A 21,884-nucleotide genomic window follows, 5' to 3' on the forward strand; every position below is an offset into this window, starting at 1 on the left:
AACTCGAGAGTATTAGTGAAGCATTATTGAACCACCATCAACCATGATCGTTTGACCAGTAATATATTGGGAATCTTCAGAAGCTAGGAATACTGCCACACGGCCGATATCTTGTTCTACATCACCAAAACGTCCCATTGGAATTTTACTTCTAACTGCTTCATAATATTCAGGTTGTGCTTTTGACCATGCTTCAACACCAGGTGAATAAGCAATTGGACTAATTAAATTTACATTAATTCCGAATCTGCCCCATTCATTTGCAGCCACACGTGAGATCCCACGAATCGCTTCTTTCGCAGCAGCATAAGCACCTTGTGTTTCATGACCAGCAAGACCAGCCCCAGAAGCAAAATTAATTACATTTCCTTTTGTTTCTTTTAAATATGGAAGTGCAGCTTGCATTAAATAGAATGTTGGATAGAATCCTGTTCCAAATGATAAATCTAAATCAGCTTGTGTTGTGTCTTCAATTGTTACTTGTTTTGAAGCATGTGCATTATTTACTAATACATCTAGTTTACCGTATTTTTCAACAACTGTTTTGATAATTTGTCCAAGATTTTCGCGATCCATTAGGTTAGCCTGAAGAAACATAGATTTTGGAGAAATCGCTTGCAATTCTTTCTCCATTGCTTTACCAGTTTCTTCGTTAAGGTCGACAATTGCAACAATTGCTCCTTCTTTAACCATTGCCTTCGCCATACCACTACCGATTCCACCGGCACCACCAGTAATAATGACTACTTTGTCTTGTAATTTTCCCACGTCTGCCATCTCCTCGCAATTAGTTTAACACTAAACTATTCGAATATAGTTTACCACTAAACTAATTTTTTTAATAGTAAATTGCACAACAAAAAACCACCGAAATATTTTTCGATGGTTCTTTCGTTCACTTACTACTATACGCTTAGTGACTTCGCCTGCATTTGGTACATTTGTTCATAAATACCGCCTTGGGCTAATAATTCGTCATGTGTGCCTTGTTCTTTAATGACACCACGATCTAGGACTAGGATGCGATCTGCGTTTTTAATCGTTGAAAGACGGTGGGCAATGATAAATGTTGTCCGGCCTTTCTTTAATACATCCATCGCATGCTGGATAATTTCTTCTGTCTCTGTATCAATATTTGATGTTGCTTCATCCAAAATTAAAATCGCTGGGTCAAATGCTAGAGCGCGCGCAAATGAAATAAGCTGTCTCTGTCCAGATGAAAGCGTGCTCCCTTTTTCAACAACAGGCTCATCAATTCCTTTTTCAAGATGACCTAGTACACGGTCTGCACCAACCGCTCTTAGCGATTCCTCAACCTTTTCTCTTGTGATTTTCGGATCATTTAAGCTGACATTTGAAGCAATTGTTCCCGTAAATAAATATGGATCCTGTAATACAATTCCCATATGTTGACGCATTGTCTGTCTAGGGACAGAGGTAATGTCTACACCGTCAATATAAATTTTCCCTTTTGATGGGTCATAGAATCGGAATAGTAAATTCATAATCGAGCTTTTTCCAGATCCCGTATGTCCGACAAGCGCAACTGTTTCTCCACGATTTGCTTTGAAGAATAAATGTTTCAACACATATTCATCATCTTTATACGCAAATGAGACATCTTCAAATTCAACATTTCCCTCATATCTCGGCATAGTTTCCTCTGAAACTTTCTCACCAGGTGTATCTAACACTTCAAATACACGCTTGCCTGCAACGAGTGAACGCTCGAGCTGCGAAAACTGGTTAACCACATTCGTAATCGGATTGAACAATTTTGTTAAATAATCAACGAAGGCATATAGTGTACCCGCTGACACAATTTCCACTGCGTTTAACGATTGTGTCCCAAAGTAAATAATGAATATGGTAAACATAATCAAACGTAATGTATTGACTAAGTTAAATGAAGTCGCCGAATCTAGAAACAATAATTTTCGCCCATATGCATAATGAGTCTCATTCATCTCATCAAATTCCTTCGTCATTTGCTTCTCACGTCGAAAAGCTTGAATAATTGTCATCCCTTGAATCGATTCATTAATCATCGCATTAAGGTCGGCAATTTTTGTACGAATGACTTGATTGTATTGTGCTGCAAATTTTCGATATACAATCATCCATAGATACACGATTGGAATCATTACTAAGGCAATCATCGCCATTTTCCAATTTAAAATAAACAATGCGATATATACGCCCGCAATCGAAATAAAGCTTGTTGCAAAATTAGCAAGCACCTGTACATATAAATTCCGCAATGCTTCTGTATCATTCGTAACACGTGCGACAACTTTACCTGCTGGCAGATGATCAAAATATTGGATCGGCAACGTTTGAATATGAGCAAATACATCTTGACGTAATTTTTGTACGACGCGGTTTGCTCCCACCTGCAAATAAATATACATGAAATAACGTAAAATCGCGGTTGCAATTGCTAAGATCAAAAATAAACATAACAACCAAGCAATTGGTTTTATTTCTATTTTCCCTATAACCATATATTCATCGATAATATGCTTTGCAATGAATGGGCCAGCAAGCTCTGTAAATACCGCTACTGTTAAGAAAAATAATCCAAGGAAAATGGGTCTCTTAAAATACATCGCATATTTTGTTAATCGTTTACTCGTACTCATGACACGCCTCCTTCTAGCTGTTGACGGTCAAATTGCTCTTTATACCAACCATTTTGTCGAAGTAATTCTTCATGTGTTCCTTGTTCAGTAATTTGTCCCTCGTCTAGCACAATAATTTGATTAGCATGCTGCACACCTGATAAACGATGAGTTGTAATAATTGTCGTCTTACCCGCTCGTTCATTTTGAATATTTCTGATGATTCTAGCCTCTGTTTTTGCATCTACTGCTGAAAGTGAATCATCAAGGATTAAGATTTCTGGATTTTTAATTAGTGCACGTGCAATTGATACACGCTGCTTTTGACCACCTGATAATGAAACCCCTTTTTCCCCAACAAGTGTTTCAAGTCCCATCGGTAAGTTCTCCAAATCCTTGTTAAAAGATGCGAGGCGAATCGCTTCTAGTAATTCATTATCAGTTGCATCTTCTTTCCCAAATAAGATATTTTCACGAATCGTACGCGAGAACAATACATGATCCTGTGGAACATAGCCAATCCAATCAAGAATTTGTTCTTTCGTTTGTGAAGCGATATCGATTCCATCAATGTGCAATTGTCCCTCTTCAAGTGGGTATTCACGTAGTAATTGTCTTAAAAAGGTTGTTTTTCCCGCTCCTGTTTTCCCTACAATGCCAAGAGTTTCTCCTTTTTTCAATAACAACGAAATTTGCTGTAAATTTTTCACCTGACTTGTTGGGTATTGAAACATCAAGTCATTAAAACCAATTGCAGTCGGTGTAGAAACGGCAACTGTTTTTTCCGAATTTTCAACATCTGCTTTATACGTAAGTGTCTCTTGTACACGGTCAAGCGATGCATTCCCCTGCTGCATAACATTGATTAACTCACCAATCGCAAAAATTGGCCATACTGCAAGCCCTAAATAAACGTTAAATGTAACGAGCTGACCAACCGTCATTTCACCATTCGATACGAGAATCGCTCCATAGCCTAGTGCCACCACATAGCTAATCCCGGTACCAACCTTTGTAATTGGTCCGAATAATGCATTGATCTTAACGGTATGCATATTTTTTTGGTACACATCTTCACTCATGTCCGCAAATTTCTGTTCATCCTTTTTCTCTTGGACATATGCACGAATAACGCGAACACCTGCGACAGATTCCAGTACATTATCATTCAAATCCCCAAAGGAATCCTGTGCTTTCATATATCGTTCATGGACAATCTTACCAAGATATTGAATCAGAATAGCCATAATCGGCACTGGCAGCATTGCAAAAAACGTTAATTTCCACGAAATCATGTAGCCCATTGCAAAAATAATTGCACCCATAAATAAAGTTGAATCAATTAGGGTCATAATTCCAAATCCAGCAGTTAATGAGACTGAATTCAAATCATTTGTCGCACGTGCCATTAAGTCGCCTGTGCGATTTTTTTCATAAAAGGTAGGCGTCATTTTTAAAAAGTGCTGCATAAGCTTACGACGCATCATCCTTTCTAAATTAATGGCTCCTTCAAATAAACGATACTGCCAATAAAAATTTAAAATATACCCAAAAACAATAATCCCAAGAAATATAAGAATATATTGACCTAATATTTCCTTCGTTATTTCACCTGAAGTTAATACGTCAATGATATTTCCAAGTAAGTATGGAGGAATTACCTCCAGTATACTGGCAAACATTAACAGGACAACGGCTATTGTATATTGCTTCCAATACTGTTTAAAAAACCAACCTAATTTTCCTAATACATCAAACATCTATCAAACCCTCTTTCTCTCTTTCGGATTGAAATCAGAGCTACCCACTATCTAGCAATTCCTTTTTGAAAATCATTTTCCTTTGATTGTTCCTCATCATCATCTACTCCTTCTTAATCATCTCACTAAAGGATTCCAAAAAAGACAAAAAGATGCATACCCTAAAAAGAGCATACATCTCTGGAAAAGGTATAAAAGTCAGACCAATACCTCTTCATCTCATCCGAAATCTACAAATTTACAGATTAAAGGTAAGGACAATGTATGAAATTAGAAGTTAAATCGTTCATAAGTAAATCCCGCATTGCCCATACCTCCTTCCCCAAAATTTGTTAGTGTTCTTGAAGATTACCACTTTTCTTAGATAATTGTCAACTATCAGACAAGTATTTCTTTTAAAAAAACAAGGGGCATTTCTACTGCTTCTTGAAGCAGTAGGAACATCCCCTCGTCTCGTGCTATTTTTGTTGATTAATTGAATCGTCTTGCTCAGATGCTTGATTATCCTTTTTCTTTTTTCGAATTAAGCCCCATAATCCAGCTATTGCCGCAACTATTATTACCCCGAATTTCTTTCCAAATACAAGAATAGTAGCAAGTAAGCCAGCTTTTTTCGCTACAGCTAGACCAGCTCCACCTAAAATAAGGGCAGATAGTCCATACTCAGAAACTTTATCAGTAGACTTGTCGAAGTCCTCGTATCTTTTTCCATCATTCACTTTGAACTTTGAAAGTATTTTTTCTTCAAGCAGCTTTCTATGTGCATCTCTATTCTGTGGATCGGTTATAAGGACAATTGAGATATTCCCTTCACGTGTCAAAATCCTCGTATTATAATTTAGGAATGTTTCCTTGTTCTCATCTTCGAGCAATATGGACCAAGTTAGATTATATGTTTCATCTTCAAAGAAGGGCTTGATGTCCCAGTCTTTTACATAGAAGCGATCGCCAGGCTGACGTTCCTTATTCGCTTCCTCGGTACCTTCTTTATAGCTCTTTAACAGTGCTTTCGCATCTATTTTTTCCTTTTTCGCATTCTTAATGTGACCAGATTCTTCATAGTCAAAATATACTCTCCATGTTGCATTTTCATCCATTGGGAATATGCTGCCTACCTCAAGTCCTGTAACAGTCTCCCCATAATCCTGACTCATTCTCTTTGTATTTTCTCCGTCAAGAAAGACAAACTCCGGGTCAAGATCAACAGTGGCAATGCCTCCTAGATCAACAGGTTGCCCCCCTTCAATCCAATTGTAGTCGTCTACCGCAGTTACTGTTGTACTAAACATCATACATAATACAAACACCATTACTAGTAATCTCTTCATTATGAAAATTTCCTCCCGATACTCTCGTACATTTAATAAAAATTATAAGTCCTATTTAAAAAGTAAGTCCTCTCTAAGCCTCCCTATTTTCCAAAATTAACTATTTATGATTTTATCATACTATTATTACAATAAAATGGGTATTACTACATAATTTTTACAATTGCTAAAGTCCAAAAATTCGACAATTCATGCATATCATCCTTTTTACCCATGGCACGACAGTATCAGCATTCTCTTATTCTTTTAACATGCTACAACACCGGTTAATCCATGTTATACACGACAATGGATGTAGGACTATTTCCTATATTCAAAATCACTTCGATTCATACTATAAGGGCTGGAAAAGAAATAAAAAGACGATTCTTCTGCTCCACGAAGCGGAAAAATCGTCTTTTTTCTATAACTACGAGTTTTTCTTATATGACTCACACTGTTCTACCCAGCGTTTTGCCGTTTTTGGCGAGGAACCAAAATGAATGTGAGTATACCCCGCAACAAGATTATTCTTTGCAAAGCCTTCCTCCTTCGTCCCTTGCCGTCCACTCGAAACATATGATGGGGTTAACTCTTCCGAAGGGATAAAGGTTGAATAGTGGAATTCATGACCTCTTACATGATCATTTGGTCTGATTAAGAAGTTATTCGATGTTCCTGTTACTTCTCGATAACCGATTGCTGCAAGTTTTGACATCATCTTCACCCTACCAGGAACAATTCCTACCATTGGGTATACATCTCCACCAATCGTTTCAATGGATTCTGACAGAAACATAAACCCACCACACTCAGCAAGTGTAGGAATACCATCCTGGATTGCCTGTTCAACTGACCTTAGCACTTCTTTCTGTGCCGATAAGACCCCCGCGAACTCTTCAGGAAATCCACCACCAATATATAAACCATGTATTTCAGAAGGTATCTTTTCTCCCTGAAGTGGTGAGAAAAACACTAGCTCCGCTCCATAATACTCTAAAAGCTCCAAATTCTCTTGATAGTAAAAATGAAATGCTTCATCCTTCGCGATTGCAATCCTTACTTTGCTTTTTGACTTTGGGGTTTGAAAGAGAATATTTGGACAATCAATCACTTCAGAGCCCATGATATGATAAAGCAAAGCTAAATCAAAGCTTTGTTGAATCGTATCAGAAAGTAATTCAAACAAGGGCTGTAGTTCTCCACGCTCAATAGAAGGAATAAGTCCAAGATGCCGCTCTGGCATGATTAACTGAGTATCCTGTAGTAAATAACCAACAACTGGAATTCCACATTCTGCCTCTACGGCCTGACGAATCAACTGAAAGTGACCTTCACTGCCAACACGATTCGCAACAATACCACAGAGCCTTACATCCTTGGAAAAGGTTTGGAATCCTTTTACAATTGCTGCTGCGCTTCGTGCTGTTCCACCACAATCAACGACGAGCAAGACTGGGCTATTTGTAATTTTGGCTATTTCCGCTGCACTACCTACATCAGATAATGGATCCTTACCATCAAATAAGCCCATTACTCCTTCTATGATTGCAATATCAGCGCCTTGACCTCCCCGCACAAAGATTTCCTTCATCACGGAAGCCTCACACATCCAGCTATCTAGGTTTCGTGATATTCTCCCTGTAACTGCAGTTTGATACGTTGGATCAATATAATCAGGGCCACATTTAAACCCTTGTACTTGGTAACCTAGCTCTTTGTATGCTGCCATTAATCCAATTGCAACAGTAGTCTTGCCTACACCACTGCCTGTACCTGCAACTATAATTCGTCTAATTGACATAGCCATTCCTCAGCTTTCTTAGCATCATAAGTTGGGAATAGAGTTGGATGGAGCATTGCACCTAATTTTTGAATACCAATTAGCAATCGAGGTGATGGTCTGCAATATAGTGATTCTTCCATCACCCAAACTTGGTTATTCTTGATCGCATTCATCTCAGGCCAACTTGGACGTTGCAAGAGCAATTTCGGTTTGATCTGTTTCTCCTTCACACCAACCCATGCCATTAAAATATACTCAGGTTCTCTTTTTCGTACATCTTCCCAGTCCGTTTTGACACTTGCCCTTTCGTCATCTGCAAACACATTCTGTCCACCTGCTATATTACTAACCTCTGTTAACCAATTCGTACCACCTGGCGTAAAAACTGGTTTAGGCCACCATTCCCAATAGAGCTTTGGCCTATCTACGACTTTGCACGCAAACCTACGAGATTCTTCCAATAAACTGTTGTATTTACGGTATGCGGCCTGTGCGATGTCATTCTGACCTAATGCTTCTCCGACCGTTAAGATATTATTTCCTACATCAGTAAGACTCTTCGGATTAAGTGTGATAAATGGCAAACCTCGCTCCTCCAGATTAGTGATGTTCTTTTCCATACCTGGTACTGATAACGAAGCAACCACCAAGTCTGGATGAAGAGCTTCAACAGCATCCATATCAATATCCAAATCAGAGCCAAGTCTTGGTAAAGCATTAATTTCTAATGGCCAGTCCGAATAATTATCAACACCCACGAGATATTTTGTTAATCCCATAAATCCAAGAAGTTCGGTATTACTTGGGCATAACGATACAATTCTCATCAATAGTTAACTCCCCTCTCCAAAAAATCAAATACGCCTTGGCGTATTTGTGCCCAGATTTTTTCGAGCTTGCTCGAAAAGCTTCCTTTAAAAATCTGAGGCATCCGCCGGAGGCTTTAACTTTATTCAGTCGGGGTTTGAACCCCAACTGATTTGGAATCTGATTTGCATTCATCTCAACACTTATAGAAGTGGGAGACTTCTGCTGAATAAAGTTAGAGTTCAATCCCCATCACAGCCGGTATACCTTCATCATAATAATGTTTGTGTACACTTACCTCCGAAACAAGGTCTGCTGCTTCAACAACTTTAGGATTTGCATTTCTCCCGGTAAAGACGAGATGCATTCCATATGGGCGATTTTCAATAAGATCAAGTACCTCATGAAGTGGTAACACATCATCAATCGGAAACTGATCAATTGCTAATGCATTATTGATTTCATCAAGAATAACCAAATCGTGCTCCCCAGCCATCACCCGCTCTTTCGTAAATGACCACGCTTCACTAAGTGCAGCACGATGCTCATCCGGAGTCTTTGTCCAGGTAAAACCAATTCCCTTTTGTACCATTTCAATACCTAACTTATCAAATACCAATTTCTCTCCATAGGTCCGCTCAGGAGATTTAATAAACTGGATCATTAATACTCGCTTACCACGACCGAACGCTCTTACTGCAAGACCAATCGATGCTGTTGTTTTTCCCTTACCATCTCCCGTATAGACAAGTGTCAATCCACGTTCCTTACTTGGCTTATTCATTCCTACTTCCTCCCTTTCCTCTTCAAAGAATCTTCTTAACTGAATCATTATGCAGCCCTATACTATGTCCCTGTAATATAATCTGTGGCATTCCAAAGTTCGGATGTTCCATCACAACTGGTGCAATACCATATACTCGTTCAATCAAACTAGCTCGGATAATCTCCTCTGGTGTTCCAATCTCCACTACTCTTCCTTTATTCAACATTAACAATCTATCACAATACAATGCTGCTAAATTCAAGTCATGCATAACGGCAATTACAGTTAACCCATCTTCCAACTGCCACTCCCGAATCTGATCCATAAGATGCACCTGATGGCCAATGTCGAGATATGTAGTCGGTTCATCGAGCATTAGTAATCTTGGCTGTTGAGCCATCGTCTTTCCCAGGGCAACCCGCTGACGTTCACCCCCACTTAAATGATCAAGATGACGATCACTTAAATGGGTTAAGCCCATTTTTTTTAAAATTGATTCGATCAGCGGTTCAAATTCTTCTTTTTCTTCCCCAAGCCAATTCTGGAATGGAAATCGGCCCATCTCTATAACCTCACGAACAGTAAAACCTATTGGTGGCAGAGATTCCTGTTGTAAAACCGCCAACCATTTGGCCAATTCTTTACGTGAATGCTGTTCAATCAATGTTCCAGCTAATTCAATTCTCCCAGTTGACAGAGATTCAACCCCTGATAACAGTTTTAGCAATGTAGACTTGCCACTTCCGTTCGGTCCGATTATGCCCAAACATTCCCCCTGCCGAACGGAAAAGCTAACATCCTCTAGGACCCTTTGATCACCAAATTGTTTATTTAGCATTTCCACTTCAATCAGCATCCGAGCCTCATCCTCTCGTCATTTGTTTATTTCTACGAAGCAAATATGCAAAAAATGGTGCTCCAAGAAACGCCGTTACAACTCCAAGTGGGATTTCCGTCGGGCTTAGTAATGTCCGAGCAATTGTATCCGCCCAAAGAACGTATATGGCACCAAAAATAGCTGTCAAAGGCAACAATATTCGGTAATCAGGCCCTACCATAAGCCGAACCAAATGAGGGACAACAAGACCAACAAAACCTATCGTTCCAACAATTGATACGGCAGCTGCAGTGATTAGCGTAGACACAATCAATACAATTAACCTGGTTCGTTCGATATTGACACCTAAATGGGCAGCCTGTCGCTCTCCTAAAGCAAATAAATTCAATGCCCTTCCATATGACAGCAATACTATCAATCCAATAAAAAAATAAGGCAATAACACAAAGGTGTACGACCAACCCCTTAATGCTAAACTCCCCATCAACCAAAACACAATCTCATTAATAACCTGGTCAGACATTGACACCATGAAGGAGACGATAGATCCAAGAAATGCAGATACTACTACCCCCGATAAAATAATCGTTTCTAATTTATACTTCCCATGGACATTGGCTAGCCTAAGAACAACCATTAAGCTTATCAGCCCTGTTATAAAAGCAACAATTGGAATTGTCCATATGCCAAATAGATAAGTATGAAACCCGAATAAAATAATAAAAGCTGCTCCAACCGATGACCCTGATGCCACTCCTAATGTGTATGGGTCAGCTAATGGGTTTCTCAAAACCCCTTGGAAGCCAGCACCTGCTAATGATAAACAAGCTCCAACAAGTATGGCTAGAAAGACACGCGGCAAGCGAACTTTTAAAATGATTTGTTCTGTTGATTCAACCCAATTAACATGTCCACCTTCAAAAAAGGGTAATTGATGTAAAAAAATCCCCCATACATGTGAAAGTGGTATTTTTGCTGAACCAAGTGATACACTTACAATTATTGAAAGAAGAAGGAGAACAAGACCTGCTCCCCCCCATAATGCTAATCTCCGCTTCATTTCTTATACAATTCCGGATATATCGCTTCCGCAATTTGTTTAAGTCCATCAGTAATTCGTGGACCCGGTCGGTTTATTAGATCACCGATGATTGGAGTCACATGTCCTTCCTTAATAGCTGTTATCTTCTCCCAACCATTTCTAGATGTAATTAATTCCTCAAGAGGCTTACCAGTCTTATCATCAACGAGATCAGCAGTATACAAGATTACATCTGGGTTATCCTGAATCACCTTTTCTTCGTTAATCGCATTCCAGCCTTCCGTATCAGAAGCAATATTAATACCTCCAGCCATCGTAATCAGTTCATCCATGAATTCTCCCTTACCAACGGTCCAGCCAGGAGAAAATTCAATATAGACTGTCTTCTTGTCTTCCTCTTTAATGGTTGCTGCTGCCTCTGTTACGACACGAATGTCCTCTTTCAATTGCGCTACAAGTTCTTCTGCCTTTTTCTGAGTATCTGTAATAATCCCTAGTTGAATAATATTATTTAAAATATCATCAACCTTTTTTGGCTCAGTTTTATATAATTTAAAATCTAATGAACGAAACTTTTCTGCAATATCTTCCTTCATTGATATTCCACCAACGACTAGATCTGGATTTGCTGCAATAATTGCTTCCTCATTAGGCTTCGTAACCCCTCCTACCTTCGGCTTCGACAAGGCCTCTTCTGGATAATTATCAAAATCTGATACACCGTAAATTTTGTCACCAAGACCGAGAGCAAACAGAATCTCTGTCTCTGATGGGGATGTTGAAACAATACGTTCTGGTGCTTTTTCAAATGTTAACTCAGTACCTGTTGCATCCTTCACAACTAGCGGATATTCGGTAGCCTTGTCATTCGAATTTGTAGCACTCTCCGTTTTCGGTGTTTCATTCTCAACTTTACTACTATTAACTTTGTTGTCCTCTTGACTGCATGCACTTACAGCAAATGCCATCAACGCAATCAATATACATGCTAAAATTCTTTTCATTACCTGTCCTCTTCCCTTCGATTATGGTTCGAGATAGGCTTGATAACTAGAAATCTTCCATACGATCAACGAAAAAAACCTTGCTTCCATTTTGGAAACAAGGCGCGCAAAAATCAGATTAGAACAAATAAATAGTCCGATTAAGCCGATCCTTTTCCGCGAAGGATTTCGTTGGCAAGCTTAATAGGCAGGTTTCCTGGCTTACGGGTAAAGCGATTTCCTTTCCTTCCCATTCCTTTAAGGAACAGTGGTATTGCAAGGTTATCCCCGAATAACAGTGGCGGGACCGCGCCGGATTTGCACCGGCTTCCCTTTTAACCTTGTCCAATGACAAGGCACCTACAAGCTATATAAGATTCAATTGGTCAAGCAATATTCTCAACAAATATTATAGCAACAATATTTTGTAATTAGAAGTAAATTCTTAAAAGTGTCACAATTACAAAGAGCCTTCTTATCTAATTATCCAATTTAAAAATCATCCCTTGTCCCACAAAAAAGTTGTCAAATATCTAGATTATTCTCATATATTCTCATTAGTGATGTTCATTAAGGAGGAGGATTTGATCATTGAGAAATTCCACTGAATTGCGTCAACGAAGAATTCAAAGACTTGCCTATGAAATTATGGATGAAATGAATGCAAAAAAGGAACGAAAGCCAACTGAAGTATTAACGGTTGTTATCGATAACCTATCACGAGCTGTTGGTGATTTATCAGACCCTTCCGGCAATTATTCACTTGACTATGTTGAGGAAAAAATCGAAAATGCCCACACCCTTTTGTTTGAGAAGAAAAAAGTAAAGGTCAATTAAAGCATAACTCGTTACTGACATTTGTCTCTCTTAGCTGTAGAAATGTATTTTCCATCTCTACAGCTTATTTTTTAAAGAGTGACCTTGACGATACTGTATATGGAATCAACTATGTAATCTGGTTCAAGCCTTTTCGGTATTGATTCTAGATGCTTTCTTTGCGTATTCCCTGTCAGGACCAACATCGTTTTCATTGAGTGCATATTCCCCATTAAAATATCAGACTCCAGACTATCCCCAATAACCATGCACTTCTCTGCAGGTACATCTAATTGAGCAAGTGCTTTATTAACCATAAACCAAGAAGGTTTCCCTATTACTACTTCTGTTTTCCGACCGCTTGCTGCCTCAATAGCACCAATCATTCCAGCAACGTCTATGGCTTTTTCCTTCCCATTAGGAAATGTTTTATCCGCATTGGTAGCAAGTATTCTCGCACCATGTTGAACAGCTTGAAAGGCCTGATTCAGGTCATGATACGTTAAGGTTTCACAAAGAGTAATAATAAGAAAGTCAGCTTTCTCGGGTGTTTCTGATATTTTTACACCGTGATATACTAACTCTTCTTTTAATCCGCTATCCCCTAATGTCCAAACATAGCTTAATGGATAATGTTCTTTTAAAAAATATGCCATAACAGTCGAAGATAAAAGGATTTCTTCTTCTAGGACGTCTACCCCTACTGCCTTTAATCTATCGTAGCATGTCCTTCTTGTAATATTCCCACGATTGCTTACATAAGTAACCCGTTTGTTAAGTGCTTTAAGAAAGTTGATAGATTCTACAGCACCAGGAATCAACTCATCTCCCCTAAAAATTGTACCGTCTATATCAATAAGAAAGCCTTCAATGTCCTTTATCAACCTTTTATCTCCTTAATAATATTAAAACCCACTATTGCGGGTTTCTTAGTATAGTAAGTATTTACTTTGAATACAGGTACAGTCCATAATCTTGCATAACGGATGTGTGACCCATTTGCCGCAGCATTGTCGCGATATTTCCACGATGATATGATCCATGAGTAACGACATGTAAGATTGATTCGGAGATTGTAGTTTCTAGGAGCCCAGCATATGGATTATCAACTATAATTATCTTATCAATATCATCTAAGCTAGATAGAAAATTGTTGTAACGACCTGATAGTTCCAAAAATAACTCTTCTATTTCTATAATACTTGTTAATTCTACTTTTTCTCTTAACTGATTCACCGTATCAAATGCTTCATTCATGCTTTTACCAGAAATAATATCCAACCAGCTACAATCTACAAAATAAATATGAGACAACACCTTTGATACAGATGAAAACCCACTCTGTATATCCTTATGATAAATCTCCTCTGGCAACTCTTTTAAACGGTCAATTATCACTTTATTTGCCCATACGTGGTAGTCTAACATTTTTAATGCTGGATGCTGCATGTTAAATCTCCTCCTATTACATTTATTTGTTAAAAGTGAGTATTTTGCTAATTATGTAGAATGATTTATGTAGGTTCATGATCTTCCTGAATGGTTGTTGATGACAACGGTAAACCAATAAATTTACTGTACCAATTTGCTGATTCAATAATACTCTTTTCTGAAACACCGTATTGTGAGAAGGGAATGTATGTGAGGTCGATAGTGCCTTTATTAGTGATTGGTTTCCAAGTACCAGCAATTTGTCCATTGATTACAATAGTCGGTTGAAATACACCATTATTGCCAGGTACAATTTTGGATGCATGTTCATCTGCAAGTACATCACTACGGTCTTTATAGCCAAGTATAAATTCATCATAACCCGGAAGCAAATAGCTATTAGGACTATTATAGGCTATATGATTATTCAATCTTTCCGCCCAATATTCCTTACCCATTATATTCTCTGATGAAAGCATGGAATTTATTGCACCTAGCCCCATCTTCGCATCTTTAACAGTTAAACCGGACCACCAAGCAAAATCGTGAATGGTCGCAGGACCATGACTGATAAAATATTTCATAGCTAGCTTTGCAATTGACTCTTCCCGGGTTAATACGTCTGAATGGGATATCCACTCATCCAGCAATACAAATGTTTGCTCTTTGTCTTGCTTAGGTCCAAAGCAAATTAGACCGATTTGAGAAGCATATAATAGGATATGATAGCCTCGTTGATTCTTAGTATTAATTCCAGCATCCTCGAGTAGTTTCATCATTTCCAAACGAGTTAATCGATTTCCGCCTTTCAAAGCATTTGAAAATAATTCCATGCATCGATCCACGATTATTTGATCGATTTCATATTTCTCGAATTCCCGCTGAACCTTAGGAAGTATGCGTGGTGCTGAAAGATTAAGCATCCATCTTGCATCTTCCGGTGGCACAAAATGAATAGTACCCCGTATGAGCGAGACCCTAACAATCTTCCCATTGGCGATAGCATTTTCGATAACCGACACATTCGGAGAATTCATGCGTATGCCAATCGCCCACAATGACTGATTATAACTCTGTGCCTGAATTGCGCCCATCCATCTTACCACATCTTCAGGCCTCTCAAATTTTCTTCCTTCAATACGCTGATTGAACAGTCTTTGATAACCTATATCATTATTCACCATTGATTTCCCTCCTTCAATTGTCATTAACACATTTTAACAATATCATATATCGGGGTAATAGCGAAGGGACGGTTCTTCTGGCTCGTTTCTATAAATATAGAACGAACCAAGAGAACCGTCCCCTTGATTATTGGTTGGCAATGCAAACCTTGTTACGCCCTGAGTGTTTAGCTTGATAGAGGGCTTTATCGGCATCATCTATAAGCATATTGGGGTCATTTGTTGTTTCTTGATAACAAGCCACACCTATAGAAATGGTGAGTTTGATATCTTTTCCTGAATTCAATGTAATAGGATCCTTTTCAACATTTCTTCTTATTCTTTCGGCTATTTCAACTGCCCTGAGCAAGGGGCAATCTAAAAGTAATACAGTAAATTCTTCTCCACCATTGCGGCTAACTATATCAAAATTTCTCGTGCTTTTTTGAAGTCTAGCACCCAGTTCTTTTAGTGCAACATCACCTTCAGCATGACCATATGTATCATTTACCCGCTTAAAAAAGTCTATATCTAGATATAGTACAGATAACTTCTGCTCATTTGTTTTTAAATCATTAATTAACTGATTAAACACTTCTTTAAATTTTCTCACATTGTTCAAACCTGTTAAGCTGTCTGTTACTGCATCCACTTGGTATTTATTGAAAAGCCTTTGGCTATTACGGATATATCTTATTACATAAAATGCTAAAAAGGCAGAAATATAGGAAACAAACCAATAGATCGGCATTACTTTTAAAACTAACATAAAATCTTGTACAAGATAACTAAATACAAGCGTAAATACCAAGTTATTGAATGTTAAAATCGTACTAACTTTTGCTTTTTTAGAATAATTGAGTTTTGAAAAATAGATCGCAAATAATGTTCCAGACACACTAATAATGATGGCAAAATAGGAAGCTAAACCATTCGCAACAAAGAATCTACCGATAATCGTAAAAACCATTGAAATTAGAGCTGGGATCGCTCCTCCAAAGTACGCAAGTAGAATTGTAGGAATATGTCTTAAATCTATAAGCGTATTATCAACATCAATACTATAGTGCATTAGAATGTTGCTTAAAAGACCACCCAATACCCCGTAAAGAATCTTTAGCTTTATAGAAGATATAGTATTCAAAGGATATTTGCTTGAAACTTGAGAATAGAAGAATAAAACTGAGACGAGAATAGCTAAATTAGTAAAAAACTCCTTGATTATCATTTTTATCACCTTTAGAAACATACCATACTGTCATATTGATTTACACCGCCATTTACTTCCAACTACACTTACTTTAACCGATTGCTCTATTTTAATTACAAGGAGTGACGATGAAAAACTCCACTCCATTTCCACCTAAAGACATACACCTATTTGTGACTTTTATCACTTTTTTATTTTTGATTACCAAGCCTAATTTTCCTTTTGTTAATTTTCTAGTTCAAATTTATTATTTTCAAATAGGTTTTAACCTCCTTCTCATGAGCGGTATTCTGTCAATATTAGCACCTTATACCCTTGTAGAATTACCATATTGTAGTAGTCTTAGAGGATAATTTTAATTGGAGGTTGTTAAGAATTATGGCAAAAAAACTTTTATCCTTGCTCATCACGATGCTGATAGCTGCAGTAGTCATAACCGGGTGCGGTGGTGATAAGCAAGTATCTAAGGATGAGGATTCAAAGGAATCAAAGGAAACAGCTATTGCAGAAAAGCCTAAAAAAGATGAAAATGAAAATGAAAATAAAGATGTAAAAGAAGGAAAGGAAGAAGGCAGCACACAAGAAAATGAAGTTTCAAGTGACTATTCCGAGTTAATAAGTTATATGGAAGAAGAAACAGAGGGAACTTCTAAAATACTATATGAAAATGATGAACCTCAGAAACATGAGATGGAGGGTATTTCTGTTACATTAGAATCATATAAGCTCCTTGAACTAAAAGACTTTCATACTGACTTTATGATCCCATTCAACGATCAAACCAATGGTGGTGTCATCATCGCCAAATACACTGTCACTAATGAGACTGATAAAGATGCATATTATACGCCTTTCTTTTATCTGAATTTTACAGGTGCACAGAAAGCTTACGATAATTATAAAGATCTTTTGCCAGAAGAAGATCAGCTCCCAACAAAGCTTGGTTATTCTAATGAATACTTAATTAAAGCTGGAGAATCAATAACTGGCTATTATACATATCCATTTGGTGAAGATCATTTACAGGAAGTACTTAATGTATCAACTGCATCAGTAGAAGTTCCTAAGCCTCAATCCAAAAAGGATGATTACTCATCTTCCTTTGGCAAGGAAGGCCAATTCACACTTGGCTTGAATAAAGAGGGTGAGAATCGGGTTGAAGGAAATAAAAAGTTTTATCAGGACAAGGCAACCACTGATGATATGGGCGATAAAAAAATGATAGAAGAGAAAAATGGAATTGGAAAAAGTGAAAAATTAGGGAATGCTACGATTACTTTGGATGGTTACCAATTCACTGAATTCATACCAAATGAAATAGAAGCACCACGTTTTGATGCGTTCAAAAATGGAATCGTTCTATTAACTGTGAAATTTAATATCGATAATAAAGAGTCCGCAGCCATTTCTCAAAGTTCGATCAGTTCTAAGCTAACTGTTAATGACGGAGCGCAATATATGCGCAGTGAAGGAATGTTACTTAATTATAAATATAGTGATTTGATTGAACCTGGAAAATCAGGTGAGCTGTTACAAATCTATGTTTTAGACAAAGAACAGTATATTAAAATTTGGAAAAACAAATCATTTGAGATTGAAATCGGTCCTATGAAAGACCAAGAAGCAAAAGACATTTCAAAAGGGAAGACAGTAACTTTCAAATTAAAATAAGTATTAGAACCTATGCCTTTTCCTCGTTCTTTATTTGAGGAAAGGCATTTTTCAGTTGGATGAAGAAAATTTCTTGCCCTATAATCTGAAGCTGTAGAAGGAAATAGTAATAAAAATGTCGAAGGTAAGGAAATATGTATGTCTTGAACATCTGGAGGGATGTTGCATTGAAAAAACGAATATTATTAGTTGAAGATGACAAGGAAATAAGCAAGTTGATAGCCGATCACTTGGAACACGAGAATTTCAAAGTTCTTACCGCATTTGATGGTGAGGAAGCTGTCTCTTTATTTAATAAGGAAGAACCTGATTTAATCCTACTTGATCTCATGCTGCCTAAGTTAAGTGGTATGGAATTTTTAAAACAAATTAGGGAAAAAAATGTACTTCCTATCTTAATTATTTCAGCAAAAGGTAGTGACGTGGATAAAGCGTTAGGTCTTGGTTTTGGTGCGGATGATTATATTAGCAAGCCTTTTTCAATGATTGAACTTACAGCTAGGGTTCATGCCGCTATCCGAAGGGCAACTCAATATATTACAACAGAGAATCAATCCACTTCTACTACCATTCAAATAAAAGATTTGTCCCTTGATTTGCATTCCTTCTCTGTCCAGGTTAGGGGTAATCATATTCAACTGACATCTAAGGAATTCCATATTTTGAAATTATTCATGACCAATCAAAGCAGGGTATTTACAAAGGAGCAAATTTATCATTTTATTTGGGAAGATGATTATTACGGGAATGAAAATGTAATAAATGTTCATATTAGAAGGCTCCGAGAAAAAATTGAAAAGGACCCGTCCAACCCACAGTATATCCAAACCGTATGGGGAATTGGATATAAATTAGGTATATAGCTCATGATTATTTTACTTACTATCCTATCAGCTGTTTTATTGATTTTGAATGGAATCCAGTATTATTCCCGTAGGAACTTACATCGCAATCTTCATGAAATAAGTGAAGTAATTTCAACTATTATTACACAAGAATCAGCTGAAAAAGTACTATTCCGAACAGATCAGCATGCAATTCAGAATCTACTCATTCAAATCAACCGTCTATTAGACTATAATCAAAAAACATTTGCAGATTATGCCAAAACGAAGAATAGCTTACAAAAATTGATATCTAATATGTCACACGACTTAAAAACACCACTTACCGTTATTTTAGGCTATGTTGAAAAATTAAAACTTGATGAAAAATTAACTGCTAAGGAAAAGGAAATGGTCACTCTCCGCCTTCATGAAAAAGTAATGAGTTTAATCGCCTTACTGAATCAATTTTTTGACCTTGTTAAAATAGAATCTGAAGATTATCATATTCCACTAAGTAAACTCTCACTAAATGAGATTTGTCGAAAGACTGTTTTAGATTTTTATGATTTACTTCAATCGAAAGGTCTTCAAGTAGAGATTGATATTCCTGAGCAGGATTCTTACATCTTCGGTAATGAACAAGCATTAAATAGAGTACTAAGTAATCTAATATCGAATGCCATTCGTTATGGAAGTGATGGAGGTGTATTTGGATTAAAGCTCCAAGAGAATATAGGTACTGTTTCAGTCGAGATTTGGGATAAAGGAAAAGGAATTGCTGAAATACATCAAGATCGAGTCTTTGAAAGATTGTTTACATTAGATGATGCTAGAAATCCCATGTTTCAGGGAAGTGGTCTTGGTTTAAGTATTTCAAAGCGTTTGATTGAACAAATGAAGGGATCTATTCACCTAAGCAGCGAGCCCTTCGAAAGAACGAGCTTCATTTGTAGGTTCAAACAAATAACATATTAATCCTTCGAAAAGAGGTGTTCAGTAAGAACAGCTCTTTTTCTTCATCAACGTAAGAAACATGTAAGAAATGAGAAAGAAAAAAGATACTTTCACTGTTTATGATAGAGCTATAAAGGAGGTTTGGAGATGGAATATATAGTTCGAACCAATCAATTAACAAAAATAGTAAAAGGAAAGACACTTGTTGCGGATGTCAATCTTCATATACAAAGAGGCGAAATATATGGTTTACTCGGACAAAATGGTGCTGGGAAAACAACCATCATGAAAATGCTAACAGGATTAACCAGTCCAACTTCAGGTGAAATTTCCCTGTTCGGCAATAGGCTTACACAACAAGCAAAGTCCAGCTTGAAACGGGTTGGCAGTATTATTGAATATCCAATCTTTTTTGAGCATTTAACAGCCATGGAAAATCTAAAGCTTCATTGTGAATATGTAGGGTTTTATGATGATAAAGCCATAAAAGACGCATTGGATTTGGTTCACTTAATAGGGGTTGAGGATGACATCGTGAAAGATTTTTCACTTGGAATGAAGCAGCGATTGGGGATTGCTAGGGCGATTATTACGAAGCCTGAACTGATTATTTTAGATGAACCAATCAATGGACTAGATCCAATAGGAATTAAGGACATTCGGGATTTAATCCGGATGCTTAATAAGGAATACAGGATTACTTTTCTTCTTTCAAGTCATATTCTAGGAGAAATGGAACAGGTTGTAGACAGGATTGGTGTTATTAAAAATGGAAAGCTATTGAACGAAGTAGCATTAGCAGATATTCGTAAAAAACGAACGGATTATATCGAGCTTGTGACAACAGTCCCTCAGAAAACGGTATACTTGCTTGAAAATGAACTTCATATTTCCAATATAAAAATCATTCACGGCAACAGAATTCGTATTTACGATTTGTCACAATCACAAAATGATATTTCGAAGATGTTAGTTCTACATGATATAGGTATCGAGGAAATCAAAAAACATACGGGTTCATTGGAAGACTATTTTTATGAGCAAATTAATGGAGGTGATAGTGTTGAATAAATTAATTTCATTAGAATGGAAAAAATTAAAACAAAAATCGATATTTGGTGAGGTAGTCATTTACTTGATTATTCTTATGGTAATGCCTTTATTTTTCATAAAAATGGTGAGTGCTGACTTTGGGAAGAGCTTCGATGCCATGTTTGAGCTCATCCAATCTATACAAAGAGGGCTTGTCTTGTTTGGAGCATCGCTGATCAGTCAGGTTTTTATAGATGAATATAAAAATAAAACCATCTCTCTTTCATTTAGTTACCCCATTAGCCGACAAAAATTGTTTGTAGCTAAAATATTATTTATTTCACGTTTTATCTTTCTTACAACAATCGCATCCTTTCTATTGACTGGAGTGACAACCTATTTGCTTAACCTTGCATTTCCAATTATTCAATTCCCACTGACCTTATCGCATATTGCAAGTTATCTTGGTGGTATGTTTACCGGATCATTAATTGTCATATTGATCAGCTTCATCCCGCTCTTCTACTTTGCAATTTGGAGACGGGGGACGATTCCAACTGTAATTTGTGCAATAACTGTAATGAATCTACCGAACTTCTCCTCAGTCTTTCATTTAGATAGCAAGCTCCTCATCGCAATCTTATGTATATTAGGAGCTTTTAGCCTATTCCTTTCTGTAAAAACTGCTGAAAGAGTCGGAGAGATATAGTATGAAACAAACTACCTTTCCTTGAATTTGATTGACACTAATCTTTATATTTGTTACAATTACCCCCAATAAAAGCACACAAATTCGTTGATGAGAAAAAGTAACGTTTCGTCTGGATCCACAGAGAGCTGACATTTTGGTGCAAGTCAGTGTTCGAGTGA

General features: G+C 37.3%; 20 protein-coding genes, 1 riboswitch and 1 other annotated feature (1 of these 22 running past the window's edge). Of the genes, 6 read left to right on the top strand and 14 right to left on the bottom strand.

What is annotated here, in order from left to right:
• Window positions 1-12: 12 nt before the first annotated feature.
• The 10 genes from MJG50_RS08035 to MJG50_RS08080 form a co-directional block, all read right to left on the bottom strand.
• Window positions 13-768 carry an SDR family NAD(P)-dependent oxidoreductase gene (locus MJG50_RS08035; protein ID WP_240254454.1) on the bottom strand — a complete coding sequence of 252 codons (756 nt, stop codon included), beginning with the start codon at window positions 766-768 and terminating at the stop codon, window positions 13-15.
• A 137-nt stretch (window positions 769-905) separates the two neighbouring features.
• Window positions 906-2,642: an ABC transporter ATP-binding protein gene (locus MJG50_RS08040; protein ID WP_240254456.1), complete on the bottom strand. Its 1,737-nt coding sequence runs from the start codon at window positions 2,640-2,642 to the stop codon at window positions 906-908.
• Window positions 2,639-4,381 (bottom strand): ABC transporter ATP-binding protein, encoded by a 1,743-nt coding sequence (locus MJG50_RS08045; RefSeq protein WP_240254462.1) that lies wholly within the window; start codon window positions 4,379-4,381, stop codon window positions 2,639-2,641. Before MJG50_RS08045 ends, MJG50_RS08040 begins: the two co-directional genes overlap by 4 nt.
• Window positions 4,382-4,839: 458 nt before the next feature.
• Complete coding sequence (locus MJG50_RS08050; protein ID WP_240254463.1) at window positions 4,840-5,709, bottom strand: DUF2167 domain-containing protein; 870 nt, start codon at window positions 5,707-5,709, stop codon at window positions 4,840-4,842.
• A 409-nt stretch (window positions 5,710-6,118) separates the two neighbouring features.
• Complete coding sequence (locus MJG50_RS08055; RefSeq protein WP_240254470.1) at window positions 6,119-7,492, bottom strand: cobyrinic acid a,c-diamide synthase CobB; 1,374 nt, start codon at window positions 7,490-7,492, stop codon at window positions 6,119-6,121.
• The gene (locus tag MJG50_RS08060) at window positions 7,471-8,301 is read right to left on the bottom strand and encodes a cobalamin-binding protein (protein ID WP_240254472.1); all 831 of its coding nucleotides are present in this window, start codon (window positions 8,299-8,301) and stop codon (window positions 7,471-7,473) included. The genes MJG50_RS08055 and MJG50_RS08060 overlap by 22 nt, the downstream gene beginning before the upstream one ends.
• Window positions 8,302-8,516: 215 nt before the next feature.
• Complete coding sequence (locus MJG50_RS08065) at window positions 8,517-9,065, bottom strand: cob(I)yrinic acid a,c-diamide adenosyltransferase (protein WP_240254474.1); 549 nt, start codon at window positions 9,063-9,065, stop codon at window positions 8,517-8,519.
• Between the two features lie 22 nt (window positions 9,066-9,087).
• Complete coding sequence (locus MJG50_RS08070; protein ID WP_240254477.1) at window positions 9,088-9,903, bottom strand: heme ABC transporter ATP-binding protein; 816 nt, start codon at window positions 9,901-9,903, stop codon at window positions 9,088-9,090.
• 7 nt (window positions 9,904-9,910) lie between these two features.
• Window positions 9,911-10,945 (bottom strand): FecCD family ABC transporter permease, encoded by a 1,035-nt coding sequence (locus tag MJG50_RS08075; RefSeq protein WP_240254479.1) that lies wholly within the window; start codon window positions 10,943-10,945, stop codon window positions 9,911-9,913.
• Window positions 10,942-11,931: an ABC transporter substrate-binding protein gene (locus MJG50_RS08080; protein ID WP_240254481.1), complete on the bottom strand. Its 990-nt coding sequence runs from the start codon at window positions 11,929-11,931 to the stop codon at window positions 10,942-10,944. Before MJG50_RS08080 ends, MJG50_RS08075 begins: the two co-directional genes overlap by 4 nt.
• A 169-nt stretch (window positions 11,932-12,100) precedes the next feature.
• Window positions 12,101-12,289, bottom strand: a riboswitch (cobalamin riboswitch).
• A gap of 269 nt (window positions 12,290-12,558) precedes the next feature.
• Between MJG50_RS08080 and MJG50_RS08085 the strand changes: the two genes are divergently transcribed.
• Entirely contained in the window at window positions 12,559-12,747 is a 189-nt protein-coding gene (locus MJG50_RS08085; RefSeq protein WP_240254613.1) for a hypothetical protein, read from the top strand.
• A 71-nt stretch (window positions 12,748-12,818) separates the two neighbouring features.
• Here MJG50_RS08085 and MJG50_RS08090 read toward each other — a convergent pair whose 3' ends face one another.
• The 4 genes from MJG50_RS08090 to MJG50_RS08105 all read right to left on the bottom strand — a co-directional run bounded on the left by MJG50_RS08090 (window position 12,819) and on the right by MJG50_RS08105 (window position 16,548).
• Entirely contained in the window at window positions 12,819-13,610 is a 792-nt protein-coding gene (locus MJG50_RS08090; protein WP_240254490.1) for an HAD-IIA family hydrolase, read from the bottom strand.
• A 61-nt stretch (window positions 13,611-13,671) separates the two neighbouring features.
• Window positions 13,672-14,175: a DinB family protein gene (locus MJG50_RS08095; protein ID WP_240254492.1), complete on the bottom strand. Its 504-nt coding sequence runs from the start codon at window positions 14,173-14,175 to the stop codon at window positions 13,672-13,674.
• Window positions 14,176-14,240: 65 nt separating this feature from the next.
• Window positions 14,241-15,341 (bottom strand): winged helix DNA-binding domain-containing protein, encoded by a 1,101-nt coding sequence (locus MJG50_RS08100; RefSeq protein ID WP_240254494.1) that lies wholly within the window; start codon window positions 15,339-15,341, stop codon window positions 14,241-14,243.
• Window positions 15,342-15,468: 127 nt separating this feature from the next.
• Window positions 15,469-16,548, bottom strand: a complete 1,080-nt coding sequence (locus tag MJG50_RS08105; protein ID WP_240254496.1) for a diguanylate cyclase — start codon at window positions 16,546-16,548, stop codon at window positions 15,469-15,471.
• A gap of 360 nt (window positions 16,549-16,908) precedes the next feature.
• On the opposite strand from MJG50_RS08105, the gene MJG50_RS08110 reads away from it, so the two are divergent.
• From MJG50_RS08110 to MJG50_RS08130, 5 genes are all read left to right on the top strand, one after another.
• Window positions 16,909-18,201, top strand: coding sequence for a DUF5068 domain-containing protein (locus MJG50_RS08110; RefSeq protein ID WP_240254498.1), 1,293 nt, complete (start codon window positions 16,909-16,911; stop codon window positions 18,199-18,201).
• A gap of 167 nt (window positions 18,202-18,368) precedes the next feature.
• The gene (locus tag MJG50_RS08115) at window positions 18,369-19,064 is read left to right on the top strand and encodes a response regulator transcription factor (protein WP_275695543.1); all 696 of its coding nucleotides are present in this window, start codon (window positions 18,369-18,371) and stop codon (window positions 19,062-19,064) included.
• Window positions 19,065-19,067: 3 nt separating this feature from the next.
• Window positions 19,068-20,003, top strand: a complete 936-nt coding sequence (locus MJG50_RS08120) for a sensor histidine kinase (protein ID WP_240254502.1) — start codon at window positions 19,068-19,070, stop codon at window positions 20,001-20,003.
• A 126-nt stretch (window positions 20,004-20,129) separates the two neighbouring features.
• Window positions 20,130-21,053 carry an ATP-binding cassette domain-containing protein gene (locus MJG50_RS08125; RefSeq protein ID WP_240254504.1) on the top strand — a complete coding sequence of 308 codons (924 nt, stop codon included), beginning with the start codon at window positions 20,130-20,132 and terminating at the stop codon, window positions 21,051-21,053.
• Window positions 21,043-21,723 carry an ABC transporter permease gene (locus tag MJG50_RS08130; protein ID WP_240254506.1) on the top strand — a complete coding sequence of 227 codons (681 nt, stop codon included), beginning with the start codon at window positions 21,043-21,045 and terminating at the stop codon, window positions 21,721-21,723. The genes MJG50_RS08125 and MJG50_RS08130 overlap by 11 nt, the downstream gene beginning before the upstream one ends.
• A gap of 78 nt (window positions 21,724-21,801) precedes the next feature.
• Window positions 21,802-21,884, top strand: a binding site (T-box leader); it runs 156 nt beyond the window's last position.

It is taken from the genome of Fredinandcohnia quinoae, assembly GCF_022427965.1.
Taxonomy (GTDB): domain Bacteria; phylum Bacillota; class Bacilli; order Bacillales; family Bacillaceae_L; genus Ferdinandcohnia; species Ferdinandcohnia quinoae.